We start from the raw sequence: 16,366 nt of genomic DNA, 5'->3' as shown, positions 1-16,366 counted from the left end.
GTCCCGCACGCGTGACGTGAGAGAGCGGTGAGAATCGGGCCCCGCGCGTTGTGATCGCCGGGCGCAGCGGCTGTGATGAGGACGATCCATCCAGACTGTGCCGCGGCCGGTCCGACGTAGGAGAACGAGAATGCGCCGAAGTGTGCCGTGGTCCGTCACGAAACGAATGCAGAGGTCGGTCATCGCAGCGGCCTGCGCGGCATCGGCGATGCTGCTCGCTACTGCGCCCGCATCGGCGGTGCCGCCGATTCCGTCGCTGCCGCCGGTAACGAACGGGTTCACCGTCCACACGAATGTTCCCGGTGGGCCCGGCGGTGCCATCTTCTACACCTCCGGCGCGAATGTGGCCATCCCGCTTCCCATTCCGGGTCTGGGCGAGGGCGCCGATCAGGGCCTGGTGATCGCCGACAAATCCGGCCACGTGCTCGCTCACCGGGCGGCACCGGCGGGCCAGGGCGTCGCGAACTTCCGCACCCAGATGTATCAGGGACACAAGGTGCTCACCTGGTGGCAGGGAAGTGGCATCGACGGTCACGGGACCGGGAGCGATGTCATCGCCGACGATCACTTCCGCGTCATCAAGACCCTCACCGCCGGCAACGGGCTGCAATCGGATGCGCACGAGTTCCGGCTCACTCCCGACGGGCGGGCGCTGATCACCGCCTACCGGCAGATCAACGCGGATCTCTCATCCGTGGGTGGCCCGGTGAACGGCACGATGATGGACTCGATCGCCAGCGTGGTCGATGTGGCCACCGGCCGGGTGTTGATGCAATGGTCCGCCAAAGCTCATGTGCCGCTCACGGATTCGTCGATGAGACCACGAGTCGGGGGTGCTGCCTCCTACGACCCGTACCACATGAATTCCATCGCGCTGGGCCCCGACGGCGACCTGCTGATCTCGATGCGCAACGTCAACGCGGTCTACGACGTCGACGGCCACACGGGCTCGGTCAACTGGCGGCTCGGCGGCAAGCAGACGTCGTTGCGGATGGGACCGGGTGCCGACATCTTCGGTCAGCACGACGCGGAGTTCGCCGACGCCCATACCGTGCGGGTGTTCGACAACAACGTCGACGGTGCGATCCCCCGCGGGCAGTCGTCCATCAAGTGGATCCGCGTCGATCCGGTGCGGCATGTGGCCACGCTGGTGCGTGCGCAGTTCCACCCGGGTGGACTGTCGGTGTTCGCGACGGGCAACGCGCAGGCCGTCGGCGACGGCTACGTGTTCGGGAGCTGGGGGACGAGTGGGCACATCTCCGAGTTCGCGCCGAACGGGCAGATGATCTACGACGCGAGCGTCCCGCACGGCACCTACCGGGCGTACCTCGACCAGTGGCCGTTCTAGTTGGGCCCACAAGACCCACGCGCGGCGGATTCAGCGATTGACCTTCGCGATGATGTTGTCGGCGTACCAGTTGAGGTGGTCGATCTTCTTCTGCAGGGGCTCGGTGTCGGGGCCGGTGACATAGGGCATCCGGAAACCGACGATCACATCGGTGATGCCCTTGTCGGCCAGGCGTTTGCACCCGTCGACCGTGTAGGCGTCGAGTGAGATCACGTGGATTTCGAAGGGGTCGTTGAGTTTTCCCTCCGCCTTGCGGATGTCGGTGATCTTCTCCAGCAGTGCGTCGAGTTCCTCGGGTGGTCCGCCACCATGCATCCAGCCGTCCCCGCGGATCACCGCACGGCGTAGCGCGGCGTCGGCGTGTCCGCCCACGAGCAGTGGGATCGGTTGCGTCGGTGCGGGAGTCATCTTGATGCGCGGGATGTCGTAGAAGTCGCCGTGGTACTCGAAGTACTCACCGCTGGTCAGGCCGCGGACGATGTCCATGCATTCGTCCATCCGTTTGCCCCGCCGCTGGAAGTCGACACCCATGAATTCGTAGTCCTCCGGCCACGGACTGGTGCCCACGCCGAGTGCCAGCCGGTTGCCGGTCAGGAAGGCTACCGACGACGCCTGCTTGGCCACCAGCGCCGGTGGCCGCACCGGGAGTTTCAGGACGAACGGGGTGAAGCGGATCGTCTCGGTCACCGCGCCGAGTGCCGCCGCGGCGATGAACGTCTCGATGAACGCCTTGCCGTCGAGGAACTCGCGGTTACCGTCGGGTGTGTAGGGGTAGGTGGCGTCGGATTCCTCCGGGTAGGCCAGCGAGTCGGGAATGGTGAACCCGTGAAACCCGGCCTTCTCCGCGGCTTGCGCCAGCGGCGCGTAGTAGCCCGGATCGGTCATCGCCTCGGCGAACGTGAACCTCATGCACCCAAGACTAGAACACGTTCTAGTCTTGGCGCGGGAGTCCGGTCAAACGCGGCACGAGCTGGTAGACGCGGGTGGTACACCATCCGCGTTTACCGATTGGAGCCGCGTTCACCCGACTGGAGCCGGCCGTGTGCCCGAGGTCAGGGCCGGATGAAGTGTTCGCGGCGCCCGAGGCGCTGCAGCCGCAGCCACTCGCGGAAGCCGTCCACGTCGTGCTGCTGCACCAGGAAGTACCACCCGAACCGGGCGTACTCCTGCGGCAGCAACCGCCGCAGGCCCGGCTGATTCATCAGGTACCCACGGTTTCGGTAGGTGAAGAAGCGTTTGGTGGGATTGTCGGGGTACTGGGTGTGCATGCGGCCACCGAGGATCGGCCGGAATTCGTCGGAGCCGTACGGGTGCAGGTACGCGGTGGTGAGGCAGGTGCCGAACTGCAGCCCCGACCGCACCAGCCTGCGGTGCATCTCCACCTCGTCGCCCCGGAAGAACAGCCGGAGGTCGGGAACCCCGATCTCCTCGAGTGCCCGCGCCGAGAACAGTGCCCCATTGAACAGCGATGCGATACCCGGCAGCAGGTCGTCGTCATCCGACGGAGTGCCCGTGTCGACGAAGAGTTCCGAGCGTTTGCGTCGCCACACCAGTCCGCGGCGCAGCGGAAACGCCAGCACATCGGGGTCGTCGATGTTGGCCACCACCGGCGACACCTCGTCGAGTCCGTGCCGGGCGGCGCACTCGAGCAGGGTGGCGAGCACGTCGGGCCCTTCCGGGCGGCCGTCGTCGTCGGCGCACCACACCCAGTCGGCGCCGAGCGCGAGCGCGTGCAGCATGCCGAGCGCAAACCCGCCGGCCCCGCCGAGATTGCGCTGCGAACCGAGGTAGGTGGTGGGAATGCGTTGTGCGGCAACGAGATCTGCCACGGCTTTTTCGTCGGCGTTGTCCACCACCACGAGATGATCCACCGGCCGGGTCTGCCCGGCCACCACCGCGAGCGACGCGGCGAGGAGTTCGGCGCGCCGGTGGGTCACCACCACGGCGATCACACGATCGTGCGACGCCCCGCCCGGTGCTGCGGTCATGCCGGCTTCGCGTCGGGATCGTCGAGCTTGGCGAGCACGTCCCGCACATGCTCGGCGGCGTCGGGCCCCTCGTAGGCACCCACCACCTCTTCGATGCCGCCGTCCATCTTGATCTCGCCGTGGTCGATCCACAGGGCGCGGTCGCACAGCTGGGCGAGGAACTCGTTGGAGTGGCTGGCGAACACGAGGATGCCCGACCGCTCCACCAGGGCTTCGAGCCGGGTGCGGGCCTTCTTCATGAACTCGGCGTCGACGGCTCCGATGCCCTCGTCGAGAATGAGGATCTCCGGGTCGATGCTGGTCACCACGCCCAGCGCGAGCCGCACCCGCATGCCCGTCGAGTACGTGCGCAGCGGCATCTGCAGATAGTCGCCGAGCTCGGAGAACTCGGCGATCTCGTCGATCTTGGTGAGCATTTCCTTGCGGGTCAGCCCCAGGAACATGCCGCGGATGATGATGTTCTCGTAGCCGGAGATCTCCGGGTCCATGCCGACGCCGAGGTCGAAGACCGGTGCCACCCGCCCGGTCACCTGACACACGCCGCGGGTGGGTTCGTAGATGCCCGACAGCAGCCGCAGCAACGTCGATTTGCCGGCGCCGTTGTGGCCGACGAGCCCCACCCGATCCCCGTGTTCGAGGTGCAGGTTGATGTTCTTCAGGGCTTCGACCACCACCACGTTCGACGCGTTGGCGCCGATCACGCCGCCCGCCGCGCCGATCACCGACTTCTTCAGCGACCGGGTCTTGGCGTCGAAGATGGGGAAGTCCACGCACGCGTCCCAGGTGTCCACGCGAACCGAACTCTTGGTTGCCACTTCTGCCTTCTCTCCGGTAGCCGCTCGTCCGCCCGGCTATACCCAGTAGGCCACGCGGGCCCGGTAGTTACGCATCACCACGAGCGCGAACAGCCATCCGACGGCGGTGCAGCCCAGCACGATCGCCCAGTGGTAGAACGCGACGGACTGTCCGAGCAGCGGGCCGCGCGCGATGTCGAGGTAGTGATACATGGGGTTGAGCTCCACCAGTTTCAGTCGCGACGACTCCTGGTGGGTGGTGCTGCTGAGGCTCTCGGTGGTCCAGATGATCGGGGTCATGAAGAACACCAGCTGCACCGCGGTGGTCAACAGCTGCCCGATGTCGCGGAAGCGGGTGGAAAGAATGCCGAACACCAAGCACACCCACACGCCGTTGAGGACGTAGAGGATGATCGCCGGAACCACGAGCACCACGGTCCAGTTCAGCGGCTGCGGGAACACGATCAGCACCACGATGTAGATCACGATGTTGTGCGCGAAGATGATCAGCTGCCGCCACACCATGCGGTAGACGTGCACGCTGATCGGTGCGGGCAGCTGTTTGATGAGGCCCTCGTTCTTGGAGAACACCTCGGCGCCCTCGAGGATCGAGTTCTGGATGAAGTTCCAGAAGATGAAGCCCAGCGTCACGTACGGCAGGAAGGTCGCGATGTCCATGTTGAACAGCTCGCCGTAGAGCAGGCCCATCGCGACGGCCGTGACGCCGGTGGCGATGGTGATCCACAGCGGTCCCAGCAGCGACCGGCGGTAGCGCTGTTTGATGTCCTGCCAGCCCAGGTGCAGCCACAACTGGGATGTGCGCAGACCGGTGTTCAGGTCGTCGAAGGCCCGACGCAGCGTCCGCGAATCCGAGCTCTCCGGGCGCGGCGGGATCGCTGTTTCGTTCACTACCGCTGACACGGGGACTCAGCATACAAGCGGCGACCGTCCCTACAGGTACTGACCCGTGCTGTGCCCGGGGCCGCCGCCGGGACCCACGATGCCCGGTGGCAGAGCGCCCTGCCGCATCTGTTCGAGTTGGGCGCGCGCCGCCATCTGCTGCGCGAACAGTGCGGTCTGGATGCCGTGGAACAGGCCCTCGAGCCAGCCGACCAGCTGTGCCTGCGCGATCCGCAGCTCGGCATCCGACGGGGTGGCGTCGTCGGAGAACGGCAGTGCGAGACGTTCGAGTTCCTCGCGGAGTTCGGGGGCCAGGCCGTCCTCGAGTTCCCGGATGGACGTCTGGTGGATGTCGCGCAACCGGTTGCGCGACGCCTCGTCGAGTGGTGCCGCGCGTACCTCCTCGAGGAGCTGCTTGATCATGGTGCCGATCCGCATCACCTTGGCCGGCTGTTCCACCATGTCGGCGACGCTCTGCCCGTCGCCACCGTCGTTGCCGTCGTTCCCGCTGGTACCGTCCGTGTGGTCGCCGCCGCCGACGATCACGATCGGTTCGGAGTCGGCGGCGGAACCGCCCGCCGGGTACGGGTCGGGGCTGCCGAACGCTGCTGGGGAGATCCCGTCGATGGCCATGGGCCCCATTGTGCCCAACAGCGTGCGCGGGGTCTCGGGAACCCCGCTGTCGGGAACCGTGCGGCGTGCCGATTGCGCACGTCTACTGTGGGCCACATGACTCTGGACGTGGCCGCGGTGCGGGGGCTGTTCCCCACGCTGGGCGACGGCTGGATCCACCTCGATCCGCAGGCCGGCATGCTCATCCCCGATTCGGTGTCCACCGCGGTGTCCACCGGGTTCCGGCAGCTCGTGTCGGCGCCGGGGGGTGTCTACCCCGACGCGCGGCGCAGCGGCGAGGCCGTGTCGGGTGCCCGCCGGGCGATCGCCGACCTCCTCTGCGCGCAACCCGCGGGGGTGGTGCTCGGGAGCTCGCGGTCGGCGCTGGTGTGGACCCTGGCCGAGTCGATCGCCCCCAATACGTGGCTCGGCGGCGACGTGGTGGTAAGCCGGCAGGACGACGAACCCAACATCGTGCCGTGGTTGCGTGTGGTGGACCGCTACGGCGGGAGGGCGCACTGGGCGGAGATCGACGTCGAGACCGGTGAGTTGCCCGTGTGGCAGTACCGCGAACTGGTCACCGACCGTACCGCGGTGGTGGCGGTGAGCCTCGCGTCGTCGGTTCTCGGCGCCGTCACCGATGTCGGGGCGATCGCCGAACTCGCCCACGCCGTAGGTGCGCTGGTGGTGGTCGATGCGACCAGTGCGGCCCCCTACATGCCACTCGACATCGGTGAACTCGGTGCCGACGTGCTGATCGTGTCCGCCGAGCGGTGGGGCGGGCCGCGGATGAGTGCGATGGTCTTTCGTGATCCCCGGCGGATCGATCGGCTGGTCCCGATGTCGATGGACCCCCGGGCCTCCGGTCCGGGCCGGCTGGAGCCCGAACCGCATCAGGGGGCACTACTGGCAGGCATCGTTGCCTCCGTGGAACACCTTGCCGGGCTTGACGAGTCGACGGTGGGAAAGCGTCGGCGCCGGGTGGTCGCCGCGTTGGAGTCGGTGTACGAGTATCTGCAGCGGCTGGGCTTCTACCTGGTGTCCTCGTTGGAACAGCTCAACCAGGTGTCGGTGATCGGGGCGCCGGAGAACCGGGTTCCCTTGGTGAGCTTCACCGTCGACGGGGTGCCCGCGGACAAGGTGGTGCGGCGGCTGGCAGACAACGGGATCTGCGCGCTCGCGGATGTGCCGTGCCGCGCGCTCGCGCGGATGGGTGCCGACGATTTCGGTGGCGCGGTGACCATCGGACTCGGCCCGTACTCGACTCCCTACGAGGTCGATCACCTCATCCGGACGTTGGGGTCGCTCGGGTAACGTGACGAAGGCCGCATCACTGTCGGTCGTTCGATCCAATCGGATCGGCGCTTGTCGGCATCGCCTATTAGGTTGGAGATCGTGGAGGAAATTCGCCCTGAGCAATCATCCGCCCGGACGAGCGCAGGGCAGGGAAACTCCGAGCGGCTGACCGGCGACGAGGTGGCGGTCTGGCTTGAGGTCGTCGACGGCGGCTGGGCGCTGATGGCGCAGGTGGCCGCCGGATTCAGCGCGCGCGGTCTGTCGGTGTCGGATCTACGACTGCTCGAGGTGCTCGGCACTCGTCGCGAGTTCGGGATCAGCGAACTCGCGGCTGCGGTCCACATCGGTGTGAGCACGTTGTCGCGACAGATCGCCCGGCTCATCGAGAGTGGTGACGTGGTGCGCGTGCGGTCGGACACCGACGGTCGGCACCGCCTGGTGCGGATGACGGAGGCGGGACGGCAGAACCTGGACCGGCACCTCGAGCTGCGTGACGAGCTCGTCCGGACCTACGTGGTGGACTCCCTGACTCCCGAGGAGTACCGCGCGCTCGGTGCGGCGTTCGCCAAGATCGCTGCCGTATGCGATCCCGCGTCGCAGGCCCGCCGAAGGTGATGCGCGCCGGCAACGGTCTCCACTCATCACACCGTGAGCAGCACCTTGCCGATCGCCTCTCCGCTGTCGAGCCGGGCATGCGCGGACTCGGCGTCGGCGAGATCGAAAACAGAGTCGATGACCGGCCGAATGAGGCCGTCGGCGATCTTCGGCCACGTGTGGGCGCGGGTGCGTGCGACGATCGCTGCCTTGCCGTCGGCCCCGTCCAGGGGCCGGGAGCGCAAGGTGGTGCCGAAGACCGCGGCGCGTTTGCTCAGCAGTGTGGCCAGCGAGAGTTCGGCCTTCGCACCGCCCTGCATGCCGATCACGACGAGCCGCCCGCCGGTGGCGAGCGCCGCCACGTTCCGGGCGAGGTAGGCCGCTCCGACGATGTCGAGGATGACGTCGGCACCCCCCGCGTCGCGGATGATCTCGACGAAGTCCTGGCTGGAGTAGTCGATGAGGATATCGGCGCCGAGTTCGGCGCAGCGTTCGAGCTTCTCCGGGGTGCGCGCGGTGACCGCGACCCGCGCTCCGAGCGCGTGCGCGAGCTGGATTGCGTGGGTGCCGATGCCGCTGGAGCCGCCGTGGAGGAGGACCAGCTCACCCTCGCGGAGCGCGGCAGTCAGCAGCAGGTTTGAGACGACGGTGCAGGCCACCTCGGGTAATCCTGCTGCCGACACCAGGTCCGCCGACGGTGGGATCGGTAGCAGCAGCGGTGTGGCCACCGCCACGCGCTCGGCGTACCCGCCGCCCGCGAGCAGTGCGCAGACCTCGTCGCCGACCCGCCAGCCGATCACATTCGGCCCGACCTCGCTGATCCGGCCGGACACCTCCATCCCGAGGATCTCCGACGCACCCAGCGGGGGCGGGTAGAGACCGCGGCGCTGCAGCAGGTCGGCGCGGTTCACTCCGGCGGCGACCACGTCGATCACCACCTCGCCGGGAGCGGGCTGTGGATCGGGGACTTCGGTCAGGTTCAGGTGCGAGGTGTCGGGGTCGACGGTGATGGCACGCATGCAGCCGATGGTAGGCGGGGTCGGCGATCATGCCCGCGCAGTCTTACCCGAAATCGCTGACGTACCCTTGTCCGGCAGGGAAGCGTGGCAGAGCGGCCGAATGCACTCGCCTTGAAAGCGAGCGTGCCTAAACAGCACCGGGGGTTCAAATCCCTCCGCTTCCGCAGTGTGATGAGTCGCGACATCTGTGACACCTGAGTCGCGTCATCGGTTACAGATTTACCCCGGCTATCGGCCGGGGTTTTTCTGTTGGTTGGGCCAGTAGTTGCGGTCGGGGTCGATGTGGTGGCTGGCGATGATTCGGTGATCGGTGCGGGCTACGACGATGACCGTGGTGGTGACAAGGATCAGGACTGGTGTCGCGGCGTGTTGGCGGCCGATGCCGAGGTGGTGTAGTCGGCTGGCGTGGCGCAGGGTGAGTTTGCCGAATTGATCGACGGTGTCGTGGCGTAGACGGAAGTGGTCGAGGTGGTCGGCTGCGGGGTGCGCTTTGGGTAGAGCGTGGTAGGCGATGGTTGGTGTCGTTACGTGGCGCAGCGCTCGATGGGGTCGTCGGGTGTTGAAGATCGTGGCGAAGCTGTCGAGCTGGGTTTGCAGGTCGGTGATGGTTGGTGCCGCGGGTTGGGTGTGGAGCCAGAGTTTGAGTGTGCGGTGGAATCGCTCGATTTTGCCTTGGGATTGCGGGTGGCCGGGGTGTCCGTTCTTCTGGATGATGCAGAGGCTGGCGAGTAATCGTTCGAAGTCGTTGTGTCCTTTGGTGAATCGTGAGGTGTAGATCGATCCGTTGTCGGTGAGTGTGGAGGACGGGAAGCCGTGGTGCTCGGCAGTGCTCAGGAATCCAGACACGACGTCGGGGCCGCTGACTCGTCGGTGGGCGCTGCAGCCGAGTAGGTAGCGGGAGTGGTCATCGAGCCAGGACAGGATCTCGACATCGGCGCCGGCGTCCAATCGCCAGTGGGTCATGTCAGATTGCCAGCATTCATTGGGTTGGGAGGCTTCGAATCGCCGGTAGGAGCTTTTCGGCCGCTTGCGGGGTTGGGGTGTGACCAGTGTGTGGGCGTGCAGGATGCGGCGGATGGTAGAGGTTGAGGGCACCGGAAGGTGTTGATTGCGTAGGTGCCATTGCAGGGTCAGCGGACCGGCGTCGAGTCCGTCGCGAGTCAGTTGCATGCGCAGCGTCACGATGGCGTCGATGACCTCTGCCGGGGTGCCTCGGGGGTTGCTCAGTGGTCGCCGTGAGCGGGGGTCGACCGCCTCGAGTCCATCTTCTCGGTAGCGAGCGAGCAGGCGGTAAATGTGTTGGCGTGAGATCTGGTAAGTCCGGGCAGCCTCGGTGACCGTCAACCGGCCAGAGACAACTTCGAGGACGACGACGCGCGCTTTCGACATCCATCAGGAGTGTTAACCATGTCGCGACTCATCAACCGTCGCCGCTGGTGTCACTCATGTCTCGACTCATGTGTCACCTATGTCGTGAACTCACACACTTCCGCTTCCGCCATAGACGCGTAGTTCAAACCCCGCGCGAACGAAAGGACTGGTGTCCGTCGTTCAGGGGTGAAGCTCAGGAGCACAGCCGTCAGGCTGGGCTCCTGTTGTGTTTGGTGGTAGCGCTGACCACGAGGGATTGGCTCGGCCTTGTTGGTCCTCGCGTTCGTGCTGTCGGTTCCGGCGTCCTGGTCGTTGCTCTTCGGCTTCGCCTGCTCGTGACGTGTCAAGGCGTCGTATGGCCTATTCATCCTCGAAGTTGATGCGGTCATTAACGGGGAGGGTTAGTCACAGAGTGAAAACTAAGGATTGCTAGCTGTGGCACGTACCTGATGCATTAAGTTGTCGATGTTAGCGAGAATATCGACTAAGTAGACGAGTGGAACGAGAGCGATATCAGCAGGTGCTCGGCCATTGTGCTCTGAGAGTATGTTGATATTCTCGCGATAGTTGTGGGTGGCGTTTCTCCGCGCAGTCCATAAGCTCTTCAGGCGAGCGTCGCGCGTAGTAGCGGAGTCGGGCATAAGAAAACCCTCATACATTTGTTCAGTGGCGGTGTGTGCTCTATTTAGAGGTAGCATAACCAACGTCTTTATTCGCTCTGGTAAACGTGGCTCGATCCGTGATATGCATTTTCCAACTGCGCGCGGTGTCATTAGCTCACCAACACCTTTGCCTCCGTAGAAGCTATCGCCAAGGATATCCATTGCAGTAAATGTAAGCATTAGTTGAGTCGTGGGGTCGGATGGATACCTTAATATTGCACTTACTCGACTAAGGAGTTGTTCGAAATCCAGCATCCACCTCTGATGCATCCCTGGGGAGTAGTGCCCATTTGCATCCGCGTACGTCACCGGATCATAAAGTTGTCGGATAGCGTAGTTCATTCGCATTGCCCACCACTCGACAGCATCAGAAAATGTAGCCTTGTGTAGCGAAGTCTCGTCGATGAATTCCTGGTTGTGTGGATATAAGTTGGATTGATGGGATAAGTGGTCTAGCACATCTAGCCGATCGGGACCCGAACCCGGATCATGTCCTGAGATTTGACGGCCGAACGCATACACAATTACCTGGCCGATTCTGGGTACTCCAAATCCCCACATTGTAGGCAATAGATTGCTGAGCAACGGCACGAAGTAACTTCCTCCGAATACCGCACCTTCAAGCAGCCCACCCGATGACTCGAAGAGGACTTTTTCAGGGTTGCTCTGTTGTTCGGCGATGGCCTCATCAACCGATTGGTGCCGCAGTCGCAAGAATATCTGGGGCATCTTAACCCATCGATAAAGGATCGGATTCAAGCGAATGTCGTGTACCGAGTGGTTAGGAAATAAGAGCGTTTCAGACCCGCTTTTGTCAAGTAAAATCAACGAACCAAGTGAATTGCTTCCCATACGAATTGTATCGGGCACGTCTTCGTCAGGAGCTGCTATGACTTCGCGAAAGATTCCTTCAAATTGGAGGCCAAGCGTCTTCTCGGCGGATCGCCGAAGGAAATCTTCTCGAAGCTCCCTGCCTAGGTTCTCGTCAACGCCGCCCGGCACCTCTGGAGTTGGAATAGTGCAGATATCGAACCGGCTCTTCTTCAGAGGAGGACCATGCAACAGCGACGATTTCAGAACTTCCTGTGTCGGCTTCGATGAGACTTGCCATATAGTCGAGCCGTTCGGTGGCGCGTGTGTAGCTTCGAGCCCAAGATACGATAGCAAACCCCCGGGATTGCCGCCGTATACAGCTGGGGGCAGGTCAATCTTGATGGAGTTCGTTGACTGCTTCACAATGATGGACTTTAGCTCTCAAGTCCGACACCATGAGCAACCTAACAACGCATTTTTTGCCTATCACCATGCTGGTGCATAGGTCTCTGTGGCCATCAGAGGCTTCCGGCATGATTATGTCCATCGCGATGCCCTCGATCGCTCGGTTGGAGCCTTCCCGTCAAGCAGTCTTCCAGTCGGACTACTGAGGTTCGATAGCCACGACGTTCCTTCCGCACTGTGATGAGTCGCGACATTGTTTACAAGCAGTGTCGCGACTTGTTGCGTTTGTGGGGGCTCAGCGGGTTGTGGTCGTTGGGGTGGTTGGTAGTCGCGGGTTCGGTCGATGTGGTGGGTGGCGTCGCTAGCGTCAAAGGGACACAGTATGTCCGATCGTCGGGGGTGTAGGCATCAGCGACGCGTTGGTCGGTCGGGCGAATGAGTGAGAGCGGCTACGTCGTCTCGGGGAAACCCATCTCAGTTGGGTCGCGGTGCGCACCGGCCGGGAACGAGTCGGCGATGAGCGCATCGACACTCGCTCGCCAGCCACTGCCGGGCTCGACGGCCTCAAGCAGGTAGGCGATGACGCAGATGGTGCCGAAGACGCGCTCGATCTGGTGCAAGTCGGGACGTTCGGGGTCGAGGGTCGGGACGAGCTCGGCGAATACCGGCAGGTGCTGGATTCGCACCGGGACGCCGAGCGGGGTGAGCTGGCGGTTCCACAGGCGTCCGTGGTGGGCGCAGATGTTGCGCACGATCGCCATGTGTTCGAGCCAGTTGGTCAGCGGAGGCTTTCGCGCCCATGCCTGGCGTGCCGACTTCGACGCACCGGGTTTCACCGTCACCCTGAACCACTCGGCGAGCGCCCGCTGGTCGCCCGCGACCATGCCGGCGTAGAGCTTCGACAGGTCCGAGAAATCCAACAGGTCGGTCAGCACCCAGATCGGTATCTCGCCGCCGTAGTGCTGGTCGTGATGGTCGACGGTCTCGTCGCGGCCCCGCGCCCGGCCGATGCGCCCCTTCGCGGTGTTCCACCAGTGCGTGCTCGGCCTGTGCGTGGCTGTCGATGACCATGCCCCGGTCGGCCAAGCGCTGGGTCTGATCGTCGATCGACAGCCAGGGCTTGAGTGGGCGCGTCACGCTGAATGTCCCTACAGAGAGAAATCCGGCCCGCTCCCAGGACAAGTCCTGGTGCGGGCCGAACGATTACCTAAAGGCTAGCACGGGTGTGGGACACGCCGGCACAGCGTGGGCAATGCTGGTTCGCTCGAGGAGGTGCGCGCTGCCGAGGAGGCGCTCGGTGAGCCGTTACCGCCGCGGTGGGTCGCCTACCTGACGGGGCCTAGTCAGCTCGAGTTCGTCGAGGGCGGATCCTGGCCCTCCGGCGCTGGTCGTCGTTGTTATCACGGGTGGCCACGGCGGTTGTCTCGATGCCTCCGCTTCCGCAGTCCGCCGATTCCTCAGGCGTCGTCCGAGTGCTCCTCGCGCTCGCGCTTCTGATCGGCATGCAGTGACCGCACCCGACGCTCTTCGCGGAGCACCTCGACATGTTTGGTGCGCTCTGCCTCGAGCCATTCAGGCATCTCCGCAAGGAGCGCATTGATCTCGTCGGTGGTGAGCGCCTCGGTGACCTCACCGCGGGCCAGGCCGGACCGGGAGATCCCGAGCTTGGCGGCGACGAGATTCTTGGGATGCGGGCCGTGGGCGCGGAGGTCGCGTAACCACTGGGGCGGATCGGCTTGCATGGCCGCCAGCTCCGCGCGGGTGATGGTCCCGGAACGGAACTCCTCGGGCGTCGCCGGCAGGTAGATGTCGAGCTTCTTGGCGGCGGTAGCGGGCTTCATCGACTGCGAGCTCATGGTCGCAGCGTATCTCCGGGGTAGCCTCAACCCGATGAGCCCGCCCGCAGATGCCGCCGACGAGCCCGGCTCGACGGTCTTCCGGCTGGCGTACGTACCCGGCACCACGCCGGGGAAGTGGGTGCGCATCTGGTCCGAGCGCCATCCGACGGTCGAGCTGGAGATGTCCGTGCTCGCCGTCGCCGACACCGCTGCAGCGATCCGGGCAGGCATCGCCGATATGGCCATCACCCGACTCCCCGACGCGCTCGCGCACGGCGATCCCGGTCCGCACCACACCATCACGCTGTACGAGGAGACGACGGTGGTGGTCATCCCCAAGGATCACCTACTCACCGCCGGGGACACCCTGACGCCGTCCGACCTGGGGGACGAGAACCTGCTCTGGCCACTCGACGAGCCGCTCGCGATCGACGATCGTCCCGGCCGCGCCGTCGACCATTGTCCGGCGACAACCTCCGACGCAATCGAACTCGTGGCGGCGGGGGTGGGGTTGCTGGTGGTTCCGCAGTCGCTCGCGCGGCTGCATCATCGCCGCGATCTGGATTATCGGCCGGTTGCAGGCCTCCCGACCAGTACCGTCGGGCTCTTGTGGCCGCAGCCGACATCGGAGTTGGCGGATGAGTTCATCGGCATCGTTCGTGGACGCAAGCCCAACTCGTCGCGTGGAACGGGCGGCCCCCCGGCGAAGCGGTCGGCGAAGGAGAAGGCGGCTGCAAAACGTGCCGCCAGGGAAGCGTCGGGAAGGGTGCCGCGGACACCGAAGGGTAAGGGCCGCAAGCCGAATCGCTCTCGTTGACCGCTGCGCATCGATCAAGCCCCGCACCCAGGCGTGCGGAAGTCTCGGCAATTGTGCGCGCACGGGTCTCGGCCTACGCGGCCACCGGTGCCTCGCCGCTCGCGAGAAGGTGTGCATAGCGCCCGCCACGGGCGAGCAGTTCGTCGTGGGTGCCGCGTTCGGCGATCCGGCCGTGGTCGAGCACCACGATCTGATCCGCGTCGCGGATGGTGGAGAGCCGGTGCGCGACGGTGATGGTGGTGCGGCCCGCGCTCGCGGCGTCGACGGCTGCCTGCACGGCGCGCTCGGTCTCGTTGTCCAGGGCGCTGGTCGCCTCGTCGAGCACCAGAATCCGCGGATCGCGCAACAGTGTGCGCGCCAGCGCGATTCGTTGTTTCTCTCCGCCGGAGAAGCGGTGTCCGCGGGCTCCGACGACGGTGTCGTATCCATCGGGTAGCCCGGCGATGAGATCGTGCACCTGCGCGGCACGCGCAGCGGCCTCGATCTGCGCGTCGGTGGCGTCGGGACGGGCATGGCGGAGATTGTCGCGAATGCTCGCGTGCAGCAGATAGGTCTCCTGCGATACGACGCCGACGATCCGTGCGAGGTCGGCGAGCGCGATGTCGCGCACGTCGACACCGTCGATGCGCACCGAACCGGTGTCGACGTCGTGCAGCCGCGACACCAATGATGCGAGAGTTGTCTTGCCCGAACCGGTTTCGCCGACCAGTGCCAACGAATCACCTGCGTGAACATCGATGTCGATCCCATGTACCGCGTCGCGCTCGGCGCCCTCGTATCGGAACGACACGTCGTCGAACTTCACGGCGCCACGCGGATGGGCCAGCGCCACAGGCTGTTCCGGGTCGGCGATGGACATCGGGAGGTCGAGATACTCGAAGATGCGGCTGAACAGCGCGAGGGAACTGGTGATCGTGACGCCGACGTCGAGCAGGCTCATGAGCGGCCGGAACAGCGCGGCCTGCAAGCCGGTGAACGCGACGAGCGTGCCGATGGTCATGCCGCCGGAGGTCGCCGGGAGCCCGGCCACCAGGTACAGCAACGCCGGAATGGTGGCGAAGATGATGTTCATCGTCGCCATCCGCCAGCGTCCGGAGAGCTGCGAACGAACTTCCAGATCGACCAAATGATGCGACGTGTCGGTGAATCGTGACGCCAATGCCGGGCCCGCACCGAGCGTCTTGCTGAGCTGGATGCCGCCGATCGACAGCGATTCCTCGATCTGGGTCTGCATGTCGGCGAGTGCGCTCTGACGCTTCGTGGTGATCTCGCGACGCATCCGGGCAACGGTGCGGGTGAGCCAGATGGCCGGCGGCAGCACGATGAGCGAGAGCAGCGAGAGTTGCCAGCTGAGGGCGACCATCGCGACAACGGTGCCCACCACGGTCGTGACGTTGGCGGCCACCGAGGTTGCGGTGGTGGTGACGACGGTCTGCATGCCGCCGATGTCGTTGGTCAGCCGCGACTGCACCTCACCGCCGCGGGTACGGGTGAAGAAGCCCAGCGACTGTCGTTGCAGATGGGCGAAGACGCGGGTGCGCAGGTCGTGCATCACCTGCTGTCCGACGGTGGTGGAGATCCAGGTCTGCAGTACGCCGAGTACCGAGCTGACCACGGTGATACCGATCATCGCGGCCACCGCCCAGGCCAGCAGCGTCACGTTCTTGTCGGGGATCGCGGTGTCGATGACGGCACGGACGAGGAATGGATTGGCGAGTGTGATGGTCGACGCCGCGACGATGAGGACCATCACGACGGCGAGGCGTAACCGGTAGCGGCTGAAGAGTGCGGCGATGCGTCGCAGGCTCACCGGGTTGTCGGCCAGTTGAGCGCGATCGGCGGGATCACGCCGCGTCGCGGGTGACGAGTTGCGGGGGCTCATTCGTGGAGTGCCCTCCCTTCGCAATAT

At 65.0% G+C, this 16,366-nt stretch carries 15 protein-coding genes and 1 tRNA gene; 5 read left to right on the top strand and 11 right to left on the bottom strand.

The window, feature by feature from the left end:
• Window positions 1-166: 166 nt before the first annotated feature.
• Complete coding sequence (locus tag ACWDSI_RS06235; RefSeq protein WP_449755987.1) at window positions 167-1,348, top strand: arylsulfotransferase family protein; 1,182 nt, start codon at window positions 167-169, stop codon at window positions 1,346-1,348.
• 30 nt (window positions 1,349-1,378) lie between these two features.
• Here ACWDSI_RS06235 and ACWDSI_RS06230 read toward each other — a convergent pair whose 3' ends face one another.
• From ACWDSI_RS06230 to ACWDSI_RS06210, 5 genes are all read right to left on the bottom strand, one after another.
• Window positions 1,379-2,257 (bottom strand): TIGR03619 family F420-dependent LLM class oxidoreductase, encoded by an 879-nt coding sequence (locus ACWDSI_RS06230; RefSeq protein WP_449755986.1) that lies wholly within the window; start codon window positions 2,255-2,257, stop codon window positions 1,379-1,381.
• Between the two features lie 143 nt (window positions 2,258-2,400).
• On the bottom strand, window positions 2,401-3,336 hold the full coding sequence (gene glfT1 / locus ACWDSI_RS06225; protein WP_449755985.1) for a galactofuranosyltransferase GlfT1: 936 nt from the start codon (window positions 3,334-3,336) through the stop codon (window positions 2,401-2,403).
• Window positions 3,333-4,151: a galactan export ABC transporter ATP-binding subunit Wzt/RfbE gene (gene wzt, locus ACWDSI_RS06220; protein WP_449755984.1), complete on the bottom strand. Its 819-nt coding sequence runs from the start codon at window positions 4,149-4,151 to the stop codon at window positions 3,333-3,335. Before wzt ends, glfT1 begins: the two co-directional genes overlap by 4 nt.
• A 36-nt stretch (window positions 4,152-4,187) precedes the next feature.
• Window positions 4,188-5,051, bottom strand: a complete 864-nt coding sequence (gene wzm, locus ACWDSI_RS06215) for a galactan export ABC transporter permease subunit Wzm/RfbD (protein ID WP_449748510.1) — start codon at window positions 5,049-5,051, stop codon at window positions 4,188-4,190.
• Window positions 5,052-5,081: 30 nt separating this feature from the next.
• Complete coding sequence (locus ACWDSI_RS06210) at window positions 5,082-5,663, bottom strand: bacterial proteasome activator family protein (protein WP_449748511.1); 582 nt, start codon at window positions 5,661-5,663, stop codon at window positions 5,082-5,084.
• A gap of 96 nt (window positions 5,664-5,759) precedes the next feature.
• Here ACWDSI_RS06210 and ACWDSI_RS06205 point away from each other — a divergent pair, with 96 nt between their 5' ends.
• Together ACWDSI_RS06205 and ACWDSI_RS06200 are read left to right on the top strand one after the other, a co-directional pair.
• On the top strand, window positions 5,760-6,956 hold the full coding sequence (locus tag ACWDSI_RS06205; protein ID WP_449755983.1) for a cysteine desulfurase-like protein: 1,197 nt from the start codon (window positions 5,760-5,762) through the stop codon (window positions 6,954-6,956).
• Between the two features lie 81 nt (window positions 6,957-7,037).
• On the top strand, window positions 7,038-7,553 hold the full coding sequence (locus ACWDSI_RS06200) for a MarR family winged helix-turn-helix transcriptional regulator (protein ID WP_449748513.1): 516 nt from the start codon (window positions 7,038-7,040) through the stop codon (window positions 7,551-7,553).
• Window positions 7,554-7,579: 26 nt separating this feature from the next.
• Here ACWDSI_RS06200 and ACWDSI_RS06195 read toward each other — a convergent pair whose 3' ends face one another.
• Window positions 7,580-8,551, bottom strand: a complete 972-nt coding sequence (locus ACWDSI_RS06195; RefSeq protein WP_449755982.1) for an NAD(P)H-quinone oxidoreductase — start codon at window positions 8,549-8,551, stop codon at window positions 7,580-7,582.
• 78 nt (window positions 8,552-8,629) lie between these two features.
• On the opposite strand from ACWDSI_RS06195, the gene ACWDSI_RS06190 reads away from it, so the two are divergent.
• Window positions 8,630-8,715 (top strand) — tRNA-Ser (locus ACWDSI_RS06190).
• Between the two features lie 64 nt (window positions 8,716-8,779).
• Here the strand turns inward: ACWDSI_RS06190 and ACWDSI_RS06185 are convergent.
• From ACWDSI_RS06185 to ACWDSI_RS06170, 4 genes are all read right to left on the bottom strand, one after another.
• Window positions 8,780-9,940, bottom strand: coding sequence for an IS481 family transposase (locus ACWDSI_RS06185; protein WP_449748515.1), 1,161 nt, complete (start codon window positions 9,938-9,940; stop codon window positions 8,780-8,782).
• Window positions 9,941-10,341: 401 nt separating this feature from the next.
• The gene (locus tag ACWDSI_RS06180) at window positions 10,342-11,820 is read right to left on the bottom strand and encodes a hypothetical protein (protein WP_449747251.1); all 1,479 of its coding nucleotides are present in this window, start codon (window positions 11,818-11,820) and stop codon (window positions 10,342-10,344) included.
• Between the two features lie 431 nt (window positions 11,821-12,251).
• A complete protein-coding gene (locus ACWDSI_RS06175) occupies window positions 12,252-12,902 on the bottom strand; it encodes an Abi family protein (protein WP_449747396.1) in 651 nt (216 codons plus the stop codon).
• A 357-nt stretch (window positions 12,903-13,259) separates the two neighbouring features.
• Entirely contained in the window at window positions 13,260-13,643 is a 384-nt protein-coding gene (locus tag ACWDSI_RS06170) for a DUF5997 family protein (RefSeq protein WP_449747397.1), read from the bottom strand.
• A gap of 49 nt (window positions 13,644-13,692) precedes the next feature.
• Here ACWDSI_RS06170 and ACWDSI_RS06165 point away from each other — a divergent pair, with 49 nt between their 5' ends.
• The gene (locus ACWDSI_RS06165; protein ID WP_449747252.1) at window positions 13,693-14,457 is read left to right on the top strand and encodes a LysR family substrate-binding domain-containing protein; all 765 of its coding nucleotides are present in this window, start codon (window positions 13,693-13,695) and stop codon (window positions 14,455-14,457) included.
• A gap of 73 nt (window positions 14,458-14,530) precedes the next feature.
• Here the strand turns inward: ACWDSI_RS06165 and ACWDSI_RS06160 are convergent, their stop codons facing one another.
• Window positions 14,531-16,339, bottom strand: coding sequence for an ABC transporter ATP-binding protein (locus tag ACWDSI_RS06160; protein ID WP_449747253.1), 1,809 nt, complete (start codon window positions 16,337-16,339; stop codon window positions 14,531-14,533).
• Between the last annotated feature and the right edge of the window lie 27 nt (window positions 16,340-16,366).

The sequence above is a fragment of the Gordonia sp. NPDC003429 genome (genome assembly GCF_053588575.1).
The sequence above is the reverse complement of the archived record's forward strand: the minus strand, read 5'-3'. Positions and strand labels throughout refer to the sequence as shown.

Bases quoted from the DNA above. Each gene is read 5' to 3' on its own strand.
- ACWDSI_RS06235 (WP_449755987.1), top strand. From the start codon at position 167: ATGCAGAGGTCGGTCATCGCAGCGGCCTGCGCGGCATCGGCGATGCTG.
- ACWDSI_RS06230 (WP_449755986.1), bottom strand. From the start codon at position 2,257: ATGAGGTTCACGTTCGCCGAGGCGATGACCGATCCGGGCTACTACGCG.
- glfT1 (WP_449755985.1), bottom strand. From the start codon at position 3,336: ATGACCGCAGCACCGGGCGGGGCGTCGCACGATCGTGTGATCGCCGTG.
- ACWDSI_RS06210 (WP_449748511.1), bottom strand. From the start codon at position 5,663: ATGGCCATCGACGGGATCTCCCCAGCAGCGTTCGGCAGCCCCGACCCG.
- ACWDSI_RS06205 (WP_449755983.1), top strand. From the start codon at position 5,760: ATGACTCTGGACGTGGCCGCGGTGCGGGGGCTGTTCCCCACGCTGGGC.
- ACWDSI_RS06195 (WP_449755982.1), bottom strand. From the start codon at position 8,551: ATGCGTGCCATCACCGTCGACCCCGACACCTCGCACCTGAACCTGACC.
- ACWDSI_RS06185 (WP_449748515.1), bottom strand. From the start codon at position 9,940: ATGTCGAAAGCGCGCGTCGTCGTCCTCGAAGTTGTCTCTGGCCGGTTG.
- ACWDSI_RS06170 (WP_449747397.1), bottom strand. From the start codon at position 13,643: ATGAAGCCCGCTACCGCCGCCAAGAAGCTCGACATCTACCTGCCGGCG.
- ACWDSI_RS06165 (WP_449747252.1), top strand. From the start codon at position 13,693: ATGAGCCCGCCCGCAGATGCCGCCGACGAGCCCGGCTCGACGGTCTTC.
- ACWDSI_RS06160 (WP_449747253.1), bottom strand. From the start codon at position 16,339: ATGAGCCCCCGCAACTCGTCACCCGCGACGCGGCGTGATCCCGCCGAT.